Source organism: Sphingobium sp. CECT 9361, from assembly GCF_918741285.1.
GTDB lineage: Bacteria > Pseudomonadota > Alphaproteobacteria > Sphingomonadales > Sphingomonadaceae > Sphingobium.
Genome location: NZ_CAKKNC010000008.1, coordinates 1 through 16,158 on the forward strand (window position 1 = coordinate 1; position 16,158 = coordinate 16,158).

At 59.8% G+C, this 16,158-nt stretch carries 23 protein-coding genes; 10 read left to right on the forward strand and 13 right to left on the reverse strand.

Annotation, left to right across the window (positions count from 1 at the left end; translation table 11 throughout):
* The coding region (locus LQ220_RS12505; protein ID WP_230188632.1) for a transposase at window positions 1-243 on the reverse strand (243 nt) is incomplete at its 3' end.
* A 107-nt stretch (window positions 244-350) separates the two neighbouring features.
* On the reverse strand, window positions 351-821 hold the full coding sequence (locus LQ220_RS12510) for a hypothetical protein (protein ID WP_230188633.1): 471 nt from the start codon (window positions 819-821) through the stop codon (window positions 351-353).
* A gap of 180 nt (window positions 822-1,001) precedes the next feature.
* On the opposite strand from LQ220_RS12510, the gene LQ220_RS12515 reads away from it, so the two are divergent.
* Complete coding sequence (locus LQ220_RS12515) at window positions 1,002-1,307, forward strand: hypothetical protein (RefSeq protein WP_230188634.1); 306 nt, start codon at window positions 1,002-1,004, stop codon at window positions 1,305-1,307.
* A gap of 63 nt (window positions 1,308-1,370) precedes the next feature.
* Window positions 1,371-1,622, forward strand: a complete 252-nt coding sequence (locus LQ220_RS12520; RefSeq protein WP_230188635.1) for a hypothetical protein — start codon at window positions 1,371-1,373, stop codon at window positions 1,620-1,622.
* A 54-nt stretch (window positions 1,623-1,676) separates the two neighbouring features.
* On the opposite strand, the gene LQ220_RS12525 is transcribed toward LQ220_RS12520, so the two are convergent.
* The 8 genes from LQ220_RS12525 to LQ220_RS12560 all read right to left on the reverse strand — a co-directional run bounded on the left by LQ220_RS12525 (window position 1,677) and on the right by LQ220_RS12560 (window position 6,783).
* A complete protein-coding gene (locus LQ220_RS12525; RefSeq protein ID WP_230188636.1) occupies window positions 1,677-2,186 on the reverse strand; it encodes a hypothetical protein in 510 nt (169 codons plus the stop codon).
* 124 nt (window positions 2,187-2,310) lie between these two features.
* A complete protein-coding gene (locus LQ220_RS12530) occupies window positions 2,311-2,757 on the reverse strand; it encodes a hypothetical protein (protein ID WP_230188637.1) in 447 nt (148 codons plus the stop codon).
* A 274-nt stretch (window positions 2,758-3,031) separates the two neighbouring features.
* Window positions 3,032-3,355, reverse strand: coding sequence for a hypothetical protein (locus tag LQ220_RS12535; RefSeq protein WP_230188638.1), 324 nt, complete (start codon window positions 3,353-3,355; stop codon window positions 3,032-3,034).
* 157 nt (window positions 3,356-3,512) lie between these two features.
* Window positions 3,513-3,704, reverse strand: a complete 192-nt coding sequence (locus LQ220_RS12540) for a hypothetical protein (RefSeq protein ID WP_230188639.1) — start codon at window positions 3,702-3,704, stop codon at window positions 3,513-3,515.
* Between the two features lie 214 nt (window positions 3,705-3,918).
* Window positions 3,919-4,458, reverse strand: coding sequence for a DUF4262 domain-containing protein (locus LQ220_RS12545; protein ID WP_230188640.1), 540 nt, complete (start codon window positions 4,456-4,458; stop codon window positions 3,919-3,921).
* Window positions 4,445-4,726, reverse strand: a complete 282-nt coding sequence (locus LQ220_RS12550) for a hypothetical protein (RefSeq protein ID WP_230188641.1) — start codon at window positions 4,724-4,726, stop codon at window positions 4,445-4,447. Before LQ220_RS12550 ends, LQ220_RS12545 begins: the two co-directional genes overlap by 14 nt.
* 174 nt (window positions 4,727-4,900) lie before the next feature.
* Window positions 4,901-5,497: a glutathione S-transferase gene (locus LQ220_RS12555; protein WP_230188642.1), complete on the reverse strand. Its 597-nt coding sequence runs from the start codon at window positions 5,495-5,497 to the stop codon at window positions 4,901-4,903.
* A complete protein-coding gene (locus LQ220_RS12560; RefSeq protein WP_230188643.1) occupies window positions 5,494-6,783 on the reverse strand; it encodes an Hsp70 family protein in 1,290 nt (429 codons plus the stop codon). Before LQ220_RS12560 ends, LQ220_RS12555 begins: the two co-directional genes overlap by 4 nt.
* A 273-nt stretch (window positions 6,784-7,056) precedes the next feature.
* Between LQ220_RS12560 and LQ220_RS12565 the strand changes: the two genes are divergently transcribed.
* From LQ220_RS12565 to LQ220_RS12595, 7 genes are all read left to right on the forward strand, one after another.
* Complete coding sequence (locus LQ220_RS12565) at window positions 7,057-7,221, forward strand: hypothetical protein (RefSeq protein ID WP_230188644.1); 165 nt, start codon at window positions 7,057-7,059, stop codon at window positions 7,219-7,221.
* A gap of 94 nt (window positions 7,222-7,315) precedes the next feature.
* Window positions 7,316-7,603: a hypothetical protein gene (locus LQ220_RS12570; protein ID WP_230188645.1), complete on the forward strand. Its 288-nt coding sequence runs from the start codon at window positions 7,316-7,318 to the stop codon at window positions 7,601-7,603.
* A gap of 37 nt (window positions 7,604-7,640) precedes the next feature.
* The gene (locus LQ220_RS12575) at window positions 7,641-8,114 is read left to right on the forward strand and encodes a DUF1810 domain-containing protein (protein WP_230188646.1); all 474 of its coding nucleotides are present in this window, start codon (window positions 7,641-7,643) and stop codon (window positions 8,112-8,114) included.
* A 58-nt stretch (window positions 8,115-8,172) separates the two neighbouring features.
* Window positions 8,173-8,409 carry a hypothetical protein gene (locus LQ220_RS12580; protein WP_230188647.1) on the forward strand — a complete coding sequence of 79 codons (237 nt, stop codon included), beginning with the start codon at window positions 8,173-8,175 and terminating at the stop codon, window positions 8,407-8,409.
* A gap of 23 nt (window positions 8,410-8,432) precedes the next feature.
* Entirely contained in the window at window positions 8,433-9,575 is a 1,143-nt protein-coding gene (locus LQ220_RS12585) for a cupin domain-containing protein (protein ID WP_230188847.1), read from the forward strand.
* A gap of 4 nt (window positions 9,576-9,579) precedes the next feature.
* A complete protein-coding gene (locus LQ220_RS12590; RefSeq protein ID WP_230188648.1) occupies window positions 9,580-10,140 on the forward strand; it encodes a pseudouridine synthase in 561 nt (186 codons plus the stop codon).
* Entirely contained in the window at window positions 10,140-10,856 is a 717-nt protein-coding gene (locus LQ220_RS12595; protein WP_230188649.1) for an SDR family NAD(P)-dependent oxidoreductase, read from the forward strand. Before LQ220_RS12590 ends, LQ220_RS12595 begins: the two co-directional genes overlap by 1 nt.
* A 317-nt stretch (window positions 10,857-11,173) precedes the next feature.
* Here LQ220_RS12595 and LQ220_RS12600 read toward each other — a convergent pair whose 3' ends face one another.
* Together LQ220_RS12600 and LQ220_RS12605 are read right to left on the reverse strand one after the other, a co-directional pair.
* A complete protein-coding gene (locus tag LQ220_RS12600) occupies window positions 11,174-11,380 on the reverse strand; it encodes a hypothetical protein (protein ID WP_230188650.1) in 207 nt (68 codons plus the stop codon).
* 157 nt (window positions 11,381-11,537) lie between these two features.
* Window positions 11,538-12,923 carry a M20/M25/M40 family metallo-hydrolase gene (locus tag LQ220_RS12605; protein ID WP_230188651.1) on the reverse strand — a complete coding sequence of 462 codons (1,386 nt, stop codon included), beginning with the start codon at window positions 12,921-12,923 and terminating at the stop codon, window positions 11,538-11,540.
* 102 nt (window positions 12,924-13,025) lie between these two features.
* Between LQ220_RS12605 and ettA the strand changes: the two genes are divergently transcribed.
* Window positions 13,026-14,705 (forward strand): energy-dependent translational throttle protein EttA, encoded by a 1,680-nt coding sequence (gene ettA, locus LQ220_RS12610; protein WP_230188652.1) that lies wholly within the window; start codon window positions 13,026-13,028, stop codon window positions 14,703-14,705.
* A 106-nt stretch (window positions 14,706-14,811) separates the two neighbouring features.
* On the opposite strand, the gene LQ220_RS12615 is transcribed toward ettA, so the two are convergent.
* Window positions 14,812-16,125 (reverse strand): M28 family peptidase, encoded by a 1,314-nt coding sequence (locus LQ220_RS12615; protein ID WP_230188653.1) that lies wholly within the window; start codon window positions 16,123-16,125, stop codon window positions 14,812-14,814.
* Window positions 16,126-16,158 lie beyond the last annotated feature (33 nt).

A 16,158-nucleotide genomic window follows, 5' to 3' on the forward strand; every position in this document is an offset into this window, starting at 1 on the left:
CTTCAGCACGGCATTGTCGAGCATCGCCTCGGCCAAGAGCTTCTTCAGCCGGGTGTTCTCCTCCTCGAGCGTTCGCAACCGCCGGGCCTCGGACACCTCCAGCCCGCCAAACTTCGACTTCCACTTGTAGAACGTCGCAGAGCTGATCCCGTGGCGGCGACAAACCTCCGCCGTCGGCATGCCGCCCTCCTGCTCCTGCAAGATCGCTATGATCTGCTCTTCGTTGAACCTGCTTCGCTTCATATCGCCCGACTCCTTGGCGTCGGACCCTACCAAAAAATGGTCACAATTCAGGGGAGCACGTCAACATTATCGGCGCTAAATGTCTTTAGTTGTTCGATTGTGCATACTTAGACCCTGCCGCCTTTATTCCGCGCGATGATTTCGGGGTCGTAGATGCCAAGTTGTTTTCGCTTATTACGCAACGCCACAGCGGTAATGCCGATGGCGGCTGGGAACAGGATCAGTTGGAGATTTTGAAATGGGCCGCCGCCATCTAGATAACTTGCGCACCATAGAACTGCGCCCACGGCCAAGCCGCAGGCCATGCCGAATTCCACGCGCCAAGGTTTCTGTTTTTTTGGATCATCGCCGGTGAACTGCTCTACTTGGACGAGCAAAGCCTTTAATGTGTCCGCACCTTCCGCATCGAGCGGCAAATCAATAGCAGCGGCTTGGCGTCGGATCTTATCTAATTCAGGGTTCATTAGCGAGCAGGATATAAAATCATCCCAGTCCCATTTACCGCCAGAGCCGCTCAGAAATGCGCCGATTGTCTCGAAAACACATTGTCGCTCATCCCGCATGAAATGAGGATGCATGAAGGACCGTTCTTAGGCAAGCCGCACCAAATCTGGAATGGCAAGCACTGGTCGATTGCCGTTAGATGGACCCGATTTTTTCAAGAGGCCGAACTGGGGCCCGACAGTTCACTTGACTTGGCACTTCGTACCCGACATCTAGAAGGCAGGTCTGGGGACAGACCTAAACGGGGAAACATCATGAAAATTCTTATGCTTGCGCTGCTGTGCGCGACTTCCATTGCGCCATCCGTAAGTGCTCAAGTGGCTGCACCGACGACCCCTGTGTTAGCGGTCGGTCCTGCGCCAGCCAATGTATTGCGCACTGGCACGGAGATACAGCTCAAGCTCCAGGAGCAGTTAACGACCGAAGGTAAAAAATTGCGTGTCGGACAGCACTTCCAGCTGACCGTTGTCGAGCCTGTAATGGTGAATGGCCAGGTCGTGATTCCAGTCGCTTCCCCTGCCGTCGGTGAAATCACCGAAGTCCGTAATAAGGGCATGTGAGGTAAGTCTGGGCACCTTACCGCAAACCTGCTTTATGTCAGCGTCAATGGTCGACAAATTCGATTGACCGGGACTTTCGACGACAAGGGCGTCACGGGCACGGGTGGCGTTGTTGCTGCTGCCGTCCTGATCCCTGTTGTGGGATTCTTCACAACCGGCACCAGCGCCCGAGTTGCTGTCGGCGCGCAGGTTAAGGGGTTCATTGGTGAGGACGTGGTGTTACAATTTGCCGAAGCGGCGCCGTCGTCGTCTATGACAGTGCCTGTTTCAACGCCTGCGGCGGCAGATGTAGCGTCGCCGCCGGTTGCCAACTAAATGAGCGACTTGCGCTGACCGATGCCCCCTCCAAGCGCCATGGATGGGTAGCGGTCAGTCCGCTTTGGTTGTGATGACGGCATCAAGCCGCCCGCGTGAGGATGCCACCATCTGCTTCCGCGCAGACGCAATGGCAGCGCCGATTCCATGTAGATTTTCGGCACAGAAACTATTCGTCACGATGGCATTTGGGTCCGATTGGAAATGATAACCGCAATCGTCGATGTAGATCGCAGGTGCCTTTTCAAGATCAGCCATAAGTGTCTCAAGGGCGAAGCGGCCACGGATTTTTCTGAACTTCCTAGGGTTGCGCTCAACAACGATGGGTTTGCTAAACTCGCCCGAAAACACCCTGCCTATGTCGAAATCCTTTTGGGATTTTGTCAGCCTCAAGGTGAACCTGTCAGCAGTCATCCCATCAATATGGACGAGCGCTAACCAGCGTGGGGCGACCAGGAAAGTAAATCTACCCTGAGTGACGCTGCATAGCGTCTTGCAGTTTATCGTGGGCTGGGAGGTCGTCGGCGACGCGCCAGCCAATAGAATGGCGATGATCGACAACATGACGCACTCATCGCACGATAAATTATCGTCCGCAACTGACGCCCCATCTGGTTCCCTTTCGAGGTTACAAATGGTCGCCTCCAGTCATTCTTCGCAACGAAAAGGGGACCATAGATCTTTAAAATCAGTCGTATTGGTCTTCCGGCATGATCGGATGCGGCGGGCTGAGTGCCGTGCCCATCTCGTAAACCTTATCGTCATTCGCTTTGCCTTTGAGTGCTCGCACGGCCTTGGCCTCCTCCTTGGGAAGCTCGCGCTCCACATATCCATGCGCCTTGAGGCATCGGTAATAAGTGCCATACATTGCCTTGCGCCGCGTCATACCCCGCATAAAGCCCTCGGCGAAACCTGCACCGGCGGCACCTGCAGCAGTGCTTTGCGTAATCGGATTATAGGGGCTTGGTGCGCTGGGATTTTTGCCAGCGGCCTTGCCAGCTTCGATGCAGACCTTCTGGTCCGCGTCCCACTCCTCCCTCGATACGCCGGACTTGTAAGTATAGTGATATCCGCCTGCCCAACCGGCCTGCGGCAATGCGAGCAGAAATATCAGTAGGATCGCTTTCTTTGTCATTGAGCTTGTTCCCCCTTTATACACCCCGTTGACGAACCTGCTTAGCCGGGCGGGTCCGTGGCGCCAAGGCCAAGGTTCAAGAACTGGTCCGCTGTGGAGAGGCGAAATTACGCGTTTCTGTCAGGGAATGGTCGCATGACGCTGGGCAGCTTGCCCCCGCCCCGAACGCGACCATCTGCGAATCGGTGGCGCAGATAACCTTGCGGGGCTGGGGCGGCCTTGAGGGGTGGATGGCGGAACGGCTGCTTTTGGGCAGCCAAAAGGCACAATGCAGCTAACCAGCGGCTTCATCATCAAAGGTCATATGCCTTATCAGGGCTACTATCGCGACAAACGGGAAGAAGATTTTCACTATCACCGGGCCAGATGGAAGCACTTTAAACACGCTTATGACCGGGATCGAAATACCAAACAGCAAAACCAAATCATCAGGAGAGGTCCAGCTTATACCAAGGCCTAAAAATCCAACCAGCGAACCGATAATCCAAAGTGGTTTCCGCGTGAAATATGGCGATCGCGCGATCACTATTACGGCAAATATGCTTATCGCTGATACGATCAGCCCGCATATTACGACGATAATTTGATAGACGTTCATGCTCTCGGCCCCCTTGGATTGAGGATAGCAGCGCATTCGGAACGGCACAACGCGGGCAAGAATTCCGCTGGCGAGAGATGACCATCATTCCGGTCTTTCTGCTGTGGGCTTTCGGAAAATCGGGCCTAAACGTCCACAACTGGTCGAAAGCATCACATCACTCATCGGCGTGATATCTTTGCCGGAAGCTCTCAAGCCAGTGTATGCGGCTTTCAAATTGCTTTTTCTGCTGAGTGCTGGGGGCAATGCCCAAGCGCGTTTTGCATCTTGCGATTTCGTTGTCGAGTTCGGCCAAACTCAATTTGGCCAACCCCTCTTCATGATCGATGACACCGCTGCGCTTGCCCATATCAGCAGAATAACCGGCCCGTTGAATGTCCGCAACCGGGCCAGCGCCATTGTGATCTCAATGGCAATAAGTGGTCGATTATCCGCGAGCGCAGCAGCGTTCGCGTGCATCGGATATCTGCATAGTGGAAGCGCCAGGAATTACGTCGCTCCCGGAGTGATGCAAAAGCCGTGATTTTTGCATCAAAACAGGAAAGAGCGGCGGGGATACGGTCTTAGTCGCTGACCGATGCCGCCCACCCACTTTCGGTCAGGTCGGGTTGATCATTTGCAAATGTTAGATCGAATCCCTCCTGCCAAGGGAACACACCCTCGCGATCTGACCAGACAATCTGAATGCAGGGAAAATTGTCTCCTGCATATAGCCACCGGTTCCATCCGAGGTATTCCCGGTAGTATCTCTTAGCGACGGGAAAGGCATAGGCTGGAAGGTTGGCGAACACCTGATCCGTTTGAACCCCTTGCTCTAAGCCCTTGCCGGCTTGAGCATCGCGAAACAGGTCCCAGAACACATCATGCGCAATCTCGCGCTTCATGCTGAACATGATAACTTCGGGTTGGCAAGCGTTCACCCACAGCCCACTAGTGTAGGAGAACCCCGGCCCCTCATCGTCCCCTGACACAGCGGTGTCGAACCATCCGTGCTGACGTATCTTGGCGATGAATGACTTTTCGTCTGCATCAAGTACGTTAGCGGGGGCGTCGAGTGCTGTAATCATCACGTTGAAATACCATGCCGGTTTAATGTGCGCCATCGGGCGAGATCACATTGGTGGCTTGCACTCTCCAGCTTGATGCAAAACTTTTGATTTGTGCATCACGAACGGCCGATTTCAGGATCGGCAGGGCCAATCTGGAACGACCAACTTTGGTCGACGGCCGTCCGTCTGCTTTTCCATCGGCGGATGACCGCCTGAACCTGAACGAACGACCGCTGTCGGAAATAGAAGTGAGCCGTTGGTCGGCGACAAATGGCGCAATGGCGACGATTGCGATATGTTGCAAAAAGGGATAGAAATTCACCTGGGCCCAACCATCGAGCGACCTTGAACGTACTTGGTTCGAGTGCCTTTTCAGGCCAGAATTTTTAGGGCCTTTTTGGGGGCGTCGCCCGAAGTCCGAACTGGATTTTGGAAAACAATTCAAATACTTGATAGATTCTATTCCGGTCCCTCCTCCACCAAATTTCCCGATCTTTCAGGAAATGGTCCCACGGGCCATTATTTTCACGAAGAGCGCCGAGCCGATATGGTTGGCAAGCCAGGCCTTGAGATGGGGGAGGGGCTGCGCTTCGAACCAGACCGGGTCGACGGCGGCAAATTGCCTGATGAATGGCAGGATCGCGGCATCGGCGATACCGCGCCTCGAGCCGCATAGCTGACCGGCGGCGGACAGGCGGGAATCGATTTCGCGGAGAAATGTCAGGGCTTCGTTGCGATGCGCGATGGGGTCGGACTGGTGGCGGTCGGGATATTTATAGCGGTCGAGATTATGTTTGAACGGGCCGTCATTGGCAGCAATCAGCGCGGGGTCGTCCCGCGTGAGCCAGCCTTCGGGGTCGTTGAAGGCGAGCGCCCAGCGCATGATGTCGAGGCTTTGGTCGATCACCCGGCCATCGGGCAGGACAAGCACCGGGACGGTGCCCTTGGGCGAGGCGGCCAGCATTTCAGGCGGCTTGGCGGATAGTTTGACTTCGCGCAGGTCGTACGGCGTTTCGCTGATGGCCAACGCCAGCCGCGCCCGCATGGCATAGGGGCAGCGGCGAAAACTGAAGAGAACGGGGCTGGCCGTCACACCGTCCACTCGGTCAAGCTCGGTTCGTTGCCAATCAGCGCGAGGCCGTGGGCGATGGAGGTGAGTTCGCCGCCGGTGGCGATGCGATCGGTGCTGAAACGCCTGTAGAACAGCGAACGGATGGCGGGAATCAGGGAGGAGCCGCCGGTCAGGAAAACCCGGTCGATCTGGTCGGCGGTTATGCCTGCCCGCGTCAGGGCGCTGTCCATTGCGGTTTCGATCAGGCGCAGGTCTTCGGCGATCCACTGTTCGAAATCCGTGCGAAGGACGCGCGCGGAGATGTCTACGCCGCCGCCGGTGAAATCGAGTTGCGCTTCCTCGGCCTGGGACAGGTTGCGCTTCAGCGTGCCGATGGCGTCGTAGAGCGGAAAGCCCTGCTCATGCTCGATAAGCGCGATCATCCGGCCAAGTGGTTCTGGATCAAGGGAATGGCGTTGCAGCTTGCGTAGCTCGTCGAGGGTGCGCCGGTTGCGCATGAGCGCGAGGCGGGACCAGTCGGAGAAATCCACGAAGTAGCCGCCGGGTATCTCCAGTTCCTTGCCGAAGGATCGGTAGGGTGTCCCTTTGCCCAGCAAGGGCAACACCAGCCTGTCCATGATGCGCCGGTCGAAACGGTCTCCCGCGATGCCAACGCCCGATGAGGATAGCGGGATGCATCGCCGCTTAGCGCCGGGTTCTGCGACGCGGACCACGGAAAAGTCGGTCGTGCCGCCACCGAAGTCGGCGACCAGCACCGTCGCCGGTTCGGTAAGGCGCGAGGCATAGCTGAACGCGGCACCGAGGGGTTCGTAGACATAATGGAGATCGACCCCGAATCCTTCGAGCATCAGATCGTAGCGTTTGCGCGCGAGTTCCGGGTCGGGTCGCGCGCCTGCATATTCGACGGGCCTGCCGACGATGACGCGATCGGGGCGGGTGGCGAGGGCGCCACCCGAATGGGCCACCAGCTTTTGCAGGAACAGTCTGCCGAAATCCTCGAACCGGAAATTCCGCCCGAAAATCTGGGCGCGTTCGAACAGGGGGCTGGCCGCGACGCTCTTGAACGACTGAACGAACCGGCTGTCGAGGGGGGACTGGAGATATTCCGCGATAGCCCATGGGCCAGCGTCATAGGCAACGCCGTTCCAGCCGCGCTCTTCTTCCCAGAAGCACAACGCCGAACGAAACACTTCGCCGGTTGCTTCCTTGCCGACGAAGGTGACGAGGTGCGAATCTCCTTCGCCATCGCCCAGCGCTACGACGCTGTTGGTCGTGCCAAAGTCGAGGCCAAGTGCGGTCGTGGGCATCGCCTGGTGTCTTTCTGGAGTGTCCGGTTTCGGGGGGCGGCCCCTATTGCATGTGCCATTCCGCGGCGCAACGTCGGGCAGGTAATGGAGAGGCCGGTTGAATGTTCCCATCCCTTTCCCGTGACATGCCGACAGGGCCGCCCTGATCCAGATTAGCGATTTACCTATGCGACTTTCGCGCAGCTGCGGCGTTACCTGTCCCAGCTACCGGGTAGAGTTCGTGCGCGATGCGGCCCCCCGGTGGTGAAGTTTATGCTGTATAAGGAGACGACCATGTTGTTGAAATTAGCTGCGCTGGGCGCCGTTGGTTATGCCGGTTACAAATATCTCAAGGCCAAGACCCCGGAGCGAAGCGCCCCGGACCTTCGTCTGGCTGGCGGTCCGCTAAGCTCCGAAGCATCGGTGCAGCGTACCCCGGATTATCCTTCGTCGATTTGACGCCTTCATCCGGAAGTGGATCGGCGCGCCGCTATCGTGCGTCGATCCACCCGGTGAAACGACGTGAACATCGCCATAATCGAGGAGCGATCGCATGAGCACGACCATTGAACGAACCTTTGCCACGCGACGGCAGGCCGAACTGGCTATAGAGCATCTGGTGCAGGAACATGGCTTTGAGCGGACGGATATCTTCGTTGCGCCTGAAGGGCAGGAAAATAGCGCTGGCGAGGATGTAGGCGGCGCGGATCGGGCGACAATAGCCGAAGACGAACGCGATGACGCGGCCATGGAAAGCCGGATCGTCGTGTCCATCGATCTTGAAGATGAGTCCATGGCGCAAACCGTCGAATCGGTATTCAGTGAGTTCGACGGGAAATAGTCTGCGAACCGCATAGTCCAACCGCGAGGAACACCGCGTGCGCCAAGAGGATATAGCGACACAGGGATCGGACCAGATCGACCCCTACGATCTTCAGCGGTTTCTGGCTGCTCAGAAAGACAGCTATGCCACGGCGCTGTCCGAACTGCGTCGCGGCCGGAAGACCAGCCACTGGATGTGGTTCATCTTTCCGCAAGTACGCGGGCTGGGTCGCAGCCCGATTGCCCAGCATTATGCCCTTGCGTCTTTGGACGAAGCGCGGGCTTATCTCGCCCACGCCATTTTGGGACAGCGTCTGCGCGACAGCGTGGGCGCAATGCAGGATTTGCCGCATGGACAGAGCGCGGCCGCCGTGCTGGGCGATGTGGACGCTGTCAAGTTCCGGTCGTCACTAACGCTGTTCGAGGCGGCGGGCGGTGGGCCTTTGTTCGGGGCAGCGTTGGACCGTTGGTTCGACGGGGCGCGCGACGAAACGACGCTGACAATATTGGCGGGCGATATCGGCTTTTGACCCGGCGGGGCAAGCATCCTAGAGGCAGGGCATCACAGCACTGCCAAGGAATATCGACGTGACCAATATCGCCTGGGATGAAGCCGCGACGCTGATCGATCTGGATGGAAAAGCGCCGTTGATCGCCAATCTGCGCGAATGCGCGCGACACTTTGCTGCGTTGAAACCCCAGCATCAGGCCGAAGCCCGCGTCCTGCTCACGCGACCGGTGGCGCGGGAAGGGCGCAAGACCCGGACCTGGATATTGGAACCGACGGAAATCGCCCATCTGGCTATGCAGTTGCGGCAGGAGTGACAGTGTCCTCCCGGCCGGTAGCCATGCCCCTCAATAACTTCGATATCGACATTTTCCTGCGCGATTATTGGCAGAAGAAGCCGTTGCTCATCAAGGCCGCATGGGCCGCCTGGACCAACCCGCTGGAGCCGGACGAACTGGCGGGGCTCGCCTGCGAGGAAGGGATCGAATCGCGGATCATCGCTCGGCGCAGTGAAGGCTGGGCGGTCGATCATGGGGTTTTCGCCGAAAGCCGCTTTGCGCGGGACGATCCGGCGCCCTGGACGCTGCTGGTGCAGGCAGTCGATCATCATGTGCCGGACGTTGCTGCGCTGATCGAACCGTTTCGCTTCATCCCCAACTGGCGGATCGACGATGTTATGGTCAGCTATGCCACCGACGGGGGCGGGGTGGGTCCGCATTTCGATCAATATGACGTGTTTCTGATACAGGGGCTGGGGCAGCGCCGGTGGCAAGTGGGCGGAATGTGTGACGCCGACACGCCCTTGCTGCCGCATGAGGATGTGCGCTTGCTGGCGGAGTTCGAGGCCACCGACGAATGGCTGCTCGATCCGGGCGATATTCTGTATGTGCCGCCACGTATGGCGCATAATGGCGTTGCGGTGGGCGGCGATTGCATGACCTATTCGGTTGGTTTTCGGGCACCGGCGCGCAGCGAGCTGATCACGGATTGGAGCGACGATATCGTCGACGCCCTGCCCGACGACGACCGATATGAGGATCGCGATCTCGATCCTACAGCGCATCCGGGGGAGATATCGCCCGAAGCGCTGGCACGGCTGCACGCGATGATCACCGATGTCATGGGCGATGCCGATGCCTTTGCGCGCTGGTTCGGCGCGTATAACAGCCGCCGTAAATATCCCGATACCGAGTGGCAGCCCGACGAGAGCGTTTCGGTGGCCGAGGTGGAGGCGTTGATTGGTGAGGGCGTTCCTCTGTCCCGCAACCCGGCCAGCCGCTTTTCCTTCATTCGGCGAGCTGTAGGCGTGTCGCTGTTCGTCGATGGCACGGGGTTCGAATTTGGCGCGGACGGCGTTGCTTTTGTGGAGCAACTTTGTGCACAGGATCAGTTTGCAGTCGATCCGGGCGTATCTCAGGATATCCTCGCGCTGATCGGCAAGCTCGTCGATCAGGGCAGCGTCGCTTTCGACGATGAGGAGTGACGGCATGGCGCGATTGATCCTGTTCAACAAGCCCTATGGCGTGCTGTGCCAGTTCACCGACGAACGCACCGGGCCGCCGCGCCCGACGCTGGCCGATCATATCAAGGTGCCGGGCGTGTATCCGGCAGGTCGGCTCGACCTGGATAGCGAAGGGCTGTTGCTGCTGACCGACGACGGGCGGTTGCAGGCGCGGATCGCCGACCCAAAGTTCAAGACGCCCAAGACCTATCTGGTGCAGGTCGAAGGCGATGCGCAGGATACGGAGATCGACCGGCTGCGGCGCGGAGTCGATCTGAAAGACGGGCGGACATTGCCGGCCGAAGTGGAGCGGATCGACGATCCGGCATTGTGGCCCCGCGACCCGCCGGTGCGGTTCCGCAAGAGCGTGCCGGATTGCTGGCTGCGCGTGACGATCCGGGAAGGGCGCAACCGGCAGGTGCGACGGATGACCGCAGCGGTCGGGCATCCGACGCTGCGGCTGGTGCGCTGGCGCATCGGGGACTGGACGCTGGACGATGTGCCGCCGGGCGAATGGCGGGACGCGCCAGGTGCTGGCGCGCGGTGATGCCCGATGTCGCAGTCGTGATCGGCGCGTCAGGCGCGATTGGCGATGCGGTGGTGCGACGTCTTGCGCGGGATGATCGCTTTGGCGCGGTTCTGGCGCTCAGTCGTCGTCCGGTGGAGACGGTCGACGGGGTTGTCTGCGGTGCCATCGACTTGCGCGATGAGGGCAGTATCGCTGCGGCGGCGGATCGGGCTGGCGCGTTAGGGGCGGTGCGGCTGGTGTTTGTCGCCACCGGCATGTTGCACGATGGCGCGCAGCAGCCGGAGAAAAGCTGGCGCGTGCTGGATGCGGAGCGGCTTGCCAATAGTTTTGCCGTCAATGCGATTGGTCCGGCATTGGTAGCCAAGCACTTCCTTCCGCTCCTCCCGCGTGAGGGGCGGGCCGTGTTCGCGGCGTTGTCGGCGCGCGTCGGGAGTATCGGTGATAATCGGCTGGGCGGCTGGTATGGCTATCGCGCGTCGAAGGCTGCGCTCAATCAGATGGTGCGGACGCTGGCGATCGAACTGGGGCGCAACAGACCGGAGGCGTTGTGCGTAGCGCTGCATCCCGGCACTGTGACCAGCGATTTGTCGCAGCCGTTTACGCGGGGCCGCGATGCGGACGATCTTTTTACGCCCGACCAAAGCGCAGAATATCTGCTGGGCGTGCTGGATCGCTTGTCCCCTGCCGATAGCGGCGGCCTGTTCGCGTGGGATGGGGCGGCGATACCGTTTTGATGCGGTGGCCTGTGGCGAAAAGACTTTGCACGGCAGGGATACAAGCCGGTGGCATCAGAAGCTAAAGCGAACATCAAAGTTTTCAGCATGGAAAAGCCGTCAGCCTGAACCCTTCGACGTGCTCAGGACAGGCGTGTTTCAGGGTCCATTTCTCACCCCGCACCTCCGCTCCAAATGGCGGGATGGATGCTGAAACAAGTTCAGCATGACGGGGAATTGAACCGCAAGCCGCAGTTCCAGATGCCAGACGGCAGACGAAAAAAGAGGCGGCCCGCTGATGCGACCCGCCTCTTTTAATTTCACGCAATAAGCGTGGATTACATTGCGTTGCCCGCAGCGTTTTCCACAGCGTTCGCAGCGTTCATCGTGTTGTCGGCAGCGTTGTCCATCGCGTTAGCGGCGTTTTCAACGACGTTTTCGACAACTGCGTTCGAAGCGTTCGCAGTTTCGTTGGCGGGCTTTTCGCCGCAAGCGGCAAGCGCCATCAGGCTGGCCGAAGCGAAAACTACAGCGATCTTCTTCATCTTGTATGGCTCCCATAGCATTAGCACGCGGCAGGTTTTATATGGCCTTACGCGAGCGACCCGCTTTAGTGTGTGCGGTCCACAAATCAACGTTTTTTTGCGCCGGTGAACCGATGGAATCACGCGACGACGTGTTCTCTACTACATAAGTTCACTTTTATCGCAAACTTTCTTGTGCATTGGCAGCGATGGCCAAAACAGTCGTCCAGGCCGCGACATTCTGCCGCAGTTGCTGGGGATCGATCTTGTCCAGCGTATCATCCGCGGTGTGGTGCAGATCGAAATAACGGGTGCCGTCCTGTTGCAGATCGATGGTCGCGATACCCGCATCGGCGAATTTGGCATTGTCCGCGCCACCGCCCGCGCGCTGTGCACCGGCGCTGATACCCAGCGGCGCAAGGGCCGATGCGATCCGCGTGGCAACGGGTTTGGCCGCTGTGGGGAAGGCGAAATCGACGCGCCAGATGCGGTCGGCGCCGAAATCGGACTCGGATGTCAGGACGTGCGGTTCGCTTTTGTGGGCCTCGTAATAGGCGTTGCCACCATAGGAGCCGACTTCCTCGGCGCCTGCCAGCAGGATGCGTATGGTACGGCGCGGCGTGCCTGCGTCCATGATCCGCTTGGCCGCCGCCGTGACGATGGCGACGCCGGAAGCATCGTCAATCGCGCCGGTGCCCAGATCCCAGCTATCCAGATGCCCCGTCACCATGATGATCCCGGCGTCCGGATCGCTGCCCGGCACTTCGGCGATGACGTTGCCCGACTGCTGGGTGCCGTTGAAGCGAGGGGTGAGCAGCAGGGACAGCGTTACGGGCTTGCCGCGCTTGAACACGCGCTCAAGCTGATCGGCATCGGGTACGGAAAGGGCTGCGGCGGGAATCGGCGTTACGCCTTCGGGAAAGCGCGTGACGCCGGTGTGCGGAACGCGGTGATTGTCGGTGCCGATGGATTTGATGAGGATCGCCGCTGCGCCCTTTTGCGCGGCGATGCCGGGACCGGCAAAGCGAGCCGCACCGAATGCGCCATAGCTGGAGCCATCCTGCGTCGCCTTCATCGCATGGCTGACGAAAGCGATCTTGCCTTTCAGCCTACCATCGGGAGCCGCCTGCAGATCGGCGAGTGTCGGAAAATACACGACCTCCGCCGTCAGTCCCTTTTTGCCGGTCGTGCCGCTGTTGCCGAGCGCCGTGATCGTCAGGCTCTGCGGGAAGGGCGAGACGAGCGTGGCGGTTTCCTCGCCGCGCACCCATGCGGGCATCGTATAAGGTTCGATGCGCACATTGCTGAACCCCAGTGCCTTCAGCTTCACTACGGCCCAATCGCGGGCCTTGGCTTCCCGCTCGGTCGCGGCGGGGCGGGGGCCGACTTCGGTGGTCAGGCCTTCCACGATGTCCATGGCGATATCGTCTTTCAACGCAGCATCGCGCAACGCGGCCACGTCAACGGCGGGCGATTGTGCGTTGGCAGTCGCGGCAAGCAGGAGGAAGGGGAGGGCGAGCGGGGTCAGTCCGATTTTATGCATGGTTTGAGGGGTAGCGGGCATCTGCCCATTTGCCAATATCCGCGCTGTCCGCTAACCGGGCGCCAACCCATTTATATCCCGATCCCGTTTCTATCTCTATTCCAGTGTGGAGAGACTTCTTACATGGCCGTCCAATACAGCTACGTCATGAAGGGCCTGACCAAGACCTTCCCCGGCGCGAACAAGCCGCTGTTCAACAACATCCACCTGCAATTCCTGCCGGGTACGAAGATCGCGATCATCGGCGTCAACGGCGCGGGTAAATCGACGCTGATGAAAGTCATGGCGGGTTACGACAAGGACTTCACCGGCGAAGCATGGTCGGCTGAAGGCTTGCGCGTGGGCTATCTGGCGCAGGAGCCGCAGCTCGACAACAGCAAGACGGTGATGGAGAACGTCAAGGATGGTGTGCGCCCCGTCGCCGACATGCTCGACCGGTTCAACAAGATCAGCGAGATCATGGGCGATCCGCCAGAAGACGCCGATTTCGACGCGCTGATGGAAGAAATGGGCACGCTTCAGGAAAAGATCGACGCCGTCGATGGCTGGACGCTCGACAATCAGCTTGAAATCGCGATGGAAGCGTTGCGTTGCCCTCCGGGTGACTGGGGCGTGGAAAGCCTTTCGGGCGGTGAAAAGCGTCGTATCGCGCTGTGCCGTCTGTTGCTTGAAAAGCCTGACATTCTGCTGCTCGACGAACCGACCAACCATCTCGACGCCGAAAGCGTTCAGTGGCTCGAACAGCATCTGATCAACTACACCGGCAACGTCATTCTCGTCACCCATGACCGCTACTTCCTCGACAATGTCGTGGGCTGGGTGCTCGAACTCGATCGTGGGCGCGGCATTCCGTATGAAGGCAATTATTCCGCATGGCTCGAAGCCAAGGGCAAGCGGATGGAGTTGGAAGAGCGCGAAGACGCCGGTCGTCAGAAGGCGATCAAGGAAGAGCTGGAATGGATTCGCCAGTCCCCCAAGGCTCGCCAGACCAAGTCCAAGGCCCGTATCCGGGCGTTCGATGAACTGGTCGAAAAGCAGGAAAACCGCGCACCCGGCAAGGCGCAGATCGTAATCCAGACGCCCAAGCGTCTGGGCGGCAAGGTGATCGAAGCGCACGGCCTGACCAAATCCTATGGCGACAAGCTGTTGTTCGAAAATCTCGATTTCCTGCTGCCGCCCGGTGGCATCGTTGGCGTGATCGGCCCGAACGGCGCGGGTAAATCCACGCTGTTCCGCCTCATCACCGGGCAGGAGACGCCCGACGAAGGCGAAATCCAGGTCGGCGACACCGTCCAGCTTGGTTATGTCGATCAGAGCCGCGATTCGCTCGATGCGAACCACAATGTCTGGGAAGAAATCTCCGGCGGTCACGACCTGATGACCATCGGCAAGCATGAAATCCAGACGCGCGCTTATGTCGGTGCCTTCAACTTCAAGGGGCCGGACCAGCAGAAAAAGGTCGGTCAGCTATCGGGTGGTGAGCGCAACCGCGTCCATCTGGCCAAGATGCTCAAGGAGGGTGGCAACGTCCTCCTGCTCGACGAACCGACCAACGATCTCGACGTCGAAACGCTGCGCGCGCTGGAAGAGGCACTGGAGAATTTCGCCGGATGCGCCGTGGTCATCAGCCATGACCGCTTCTTCCTCGATCGCCTCGCCACGCATATCTTGGCGTTTGAGGGCGACAGCCATGTGGAATGGTTCGAGGGGAACTTCGAAGCCTATGAAGCCGACAAGCGCCGCCGTCTGGGCGATGCGGCCGATCGGCCTACACGATTGGCGTATAAGAAGCTGACGCGGTAATTCTTCGCTTTCAACAAATCCGTTCGGGCTGAGCCTGTCGAAGCCTTCCCTTTCTTCAAAGGAAGGGCCCTTCGACAAGCTCAGGGCGAACGGTTTGGAGGTAGTTCTACTTCCGCGGGGCCATCCCGCCGAACGTCACGATACTTTCCGCGCCGTTCGCGCTGACTGCCGCGACGCCGATGAAGGTGTCATCCACGATGACGTCCTTCAGCAGCGTTTCGGTGGCGTCTTTAACGATGCGGCTGTCGGTCCAGTCCTGCGCGTCGGCCTTGCGCCAGCGGACGCGGTAGGCGACGGCACCGGGCACGGCGTCCCACATGACTTTCGTGTCGGAGGAAACGGCGCCATCCAGACTGACCGTCGCCGGGGCCGCAGGGGCGCTGGCCAGATCGCGGAGGGCCGCGACGTTCAGCGCGGTGACCTTGGCGAGATAGGGGAAGTCCATCGCTGCGACGGTGTCGCCATATTCGCGGCCGTTTTCAGTGCGCAGATCCTGATGCTGGCGGTCGTAATTCTCGACGCCCACGGAAAAGCGCACCGCCGGATAGCCAGCCTCCAGCAGCGGAGTATGATCGCCGCCGCGCCCGAAGCGGTCCGGGCGGCGTACCGCGAATACGTCCAGACCAATGGCGGGGTTGCCCGCCGCAATGCCGTCGATCTTCTTGGCGAGGGCGCGCGAGGGGCTGTCATCCTCGCCGCCGATACCGCGCCGGGTCATCGCCGCCTTGATGTCCTCGGCAGAGCGTGCGCCTTCTGAAAATACCCGCACGCGCTGATCGACGATGGTGCCATTCTGGCCCAGCGTGTTGCCGACGATGTCGTTGTTGAGCATGGCGCGCACTTGCCAGCCGCGTGCCTTGGCCGTCGCGGCGAGCAGCTTGCCGCCCCATAGCCCCTGTTCCTCGCCGGAGAGCAGCGCATAGACGATGGTGCCATCGAATTTCTCGCCTGCCAGCACGCGTGCGGCCTCGATGACGAGCGCCGTGCCGGAACCGTCATCATTCGCACCCGGCGCGTCGCTGTTGATATCCATGACGTCGCTCACGCGGCTGTCGATATGCCCCGCGACGATCACGACCTGATTGGGATCGCCCGTGCCGCGCTGGATTGCCAGCACATCGACGACGTTCACGCCGTCCGGCGCGCGCGGGCCGGTGAAGCGATCCTCGACCATCTCCACCTTCAGACAGCCGCCGCAGCCTTTGGAAATCTTCTCGAACTCCGCCGCCCCCCATTTGCGCGCTGCGCCGATACCGCGTTTGGGATCGGTGGCGGAGGACAGCGTGTGGCGCGTGCCGAAGCTGACGAGCTTTTCGACGGTCGTCTTCAATCGCGCAGGGTCGGGCGCCTTGGTCTGGGCAAAGCTGGCGGGGGCGAAGAGGGCGAGCGCAGTCGCGGCGAGCAAGGGAGCGGTTTTCATGCGCGCTGTTGTGCAATGCCTCTGCGCTGTCCG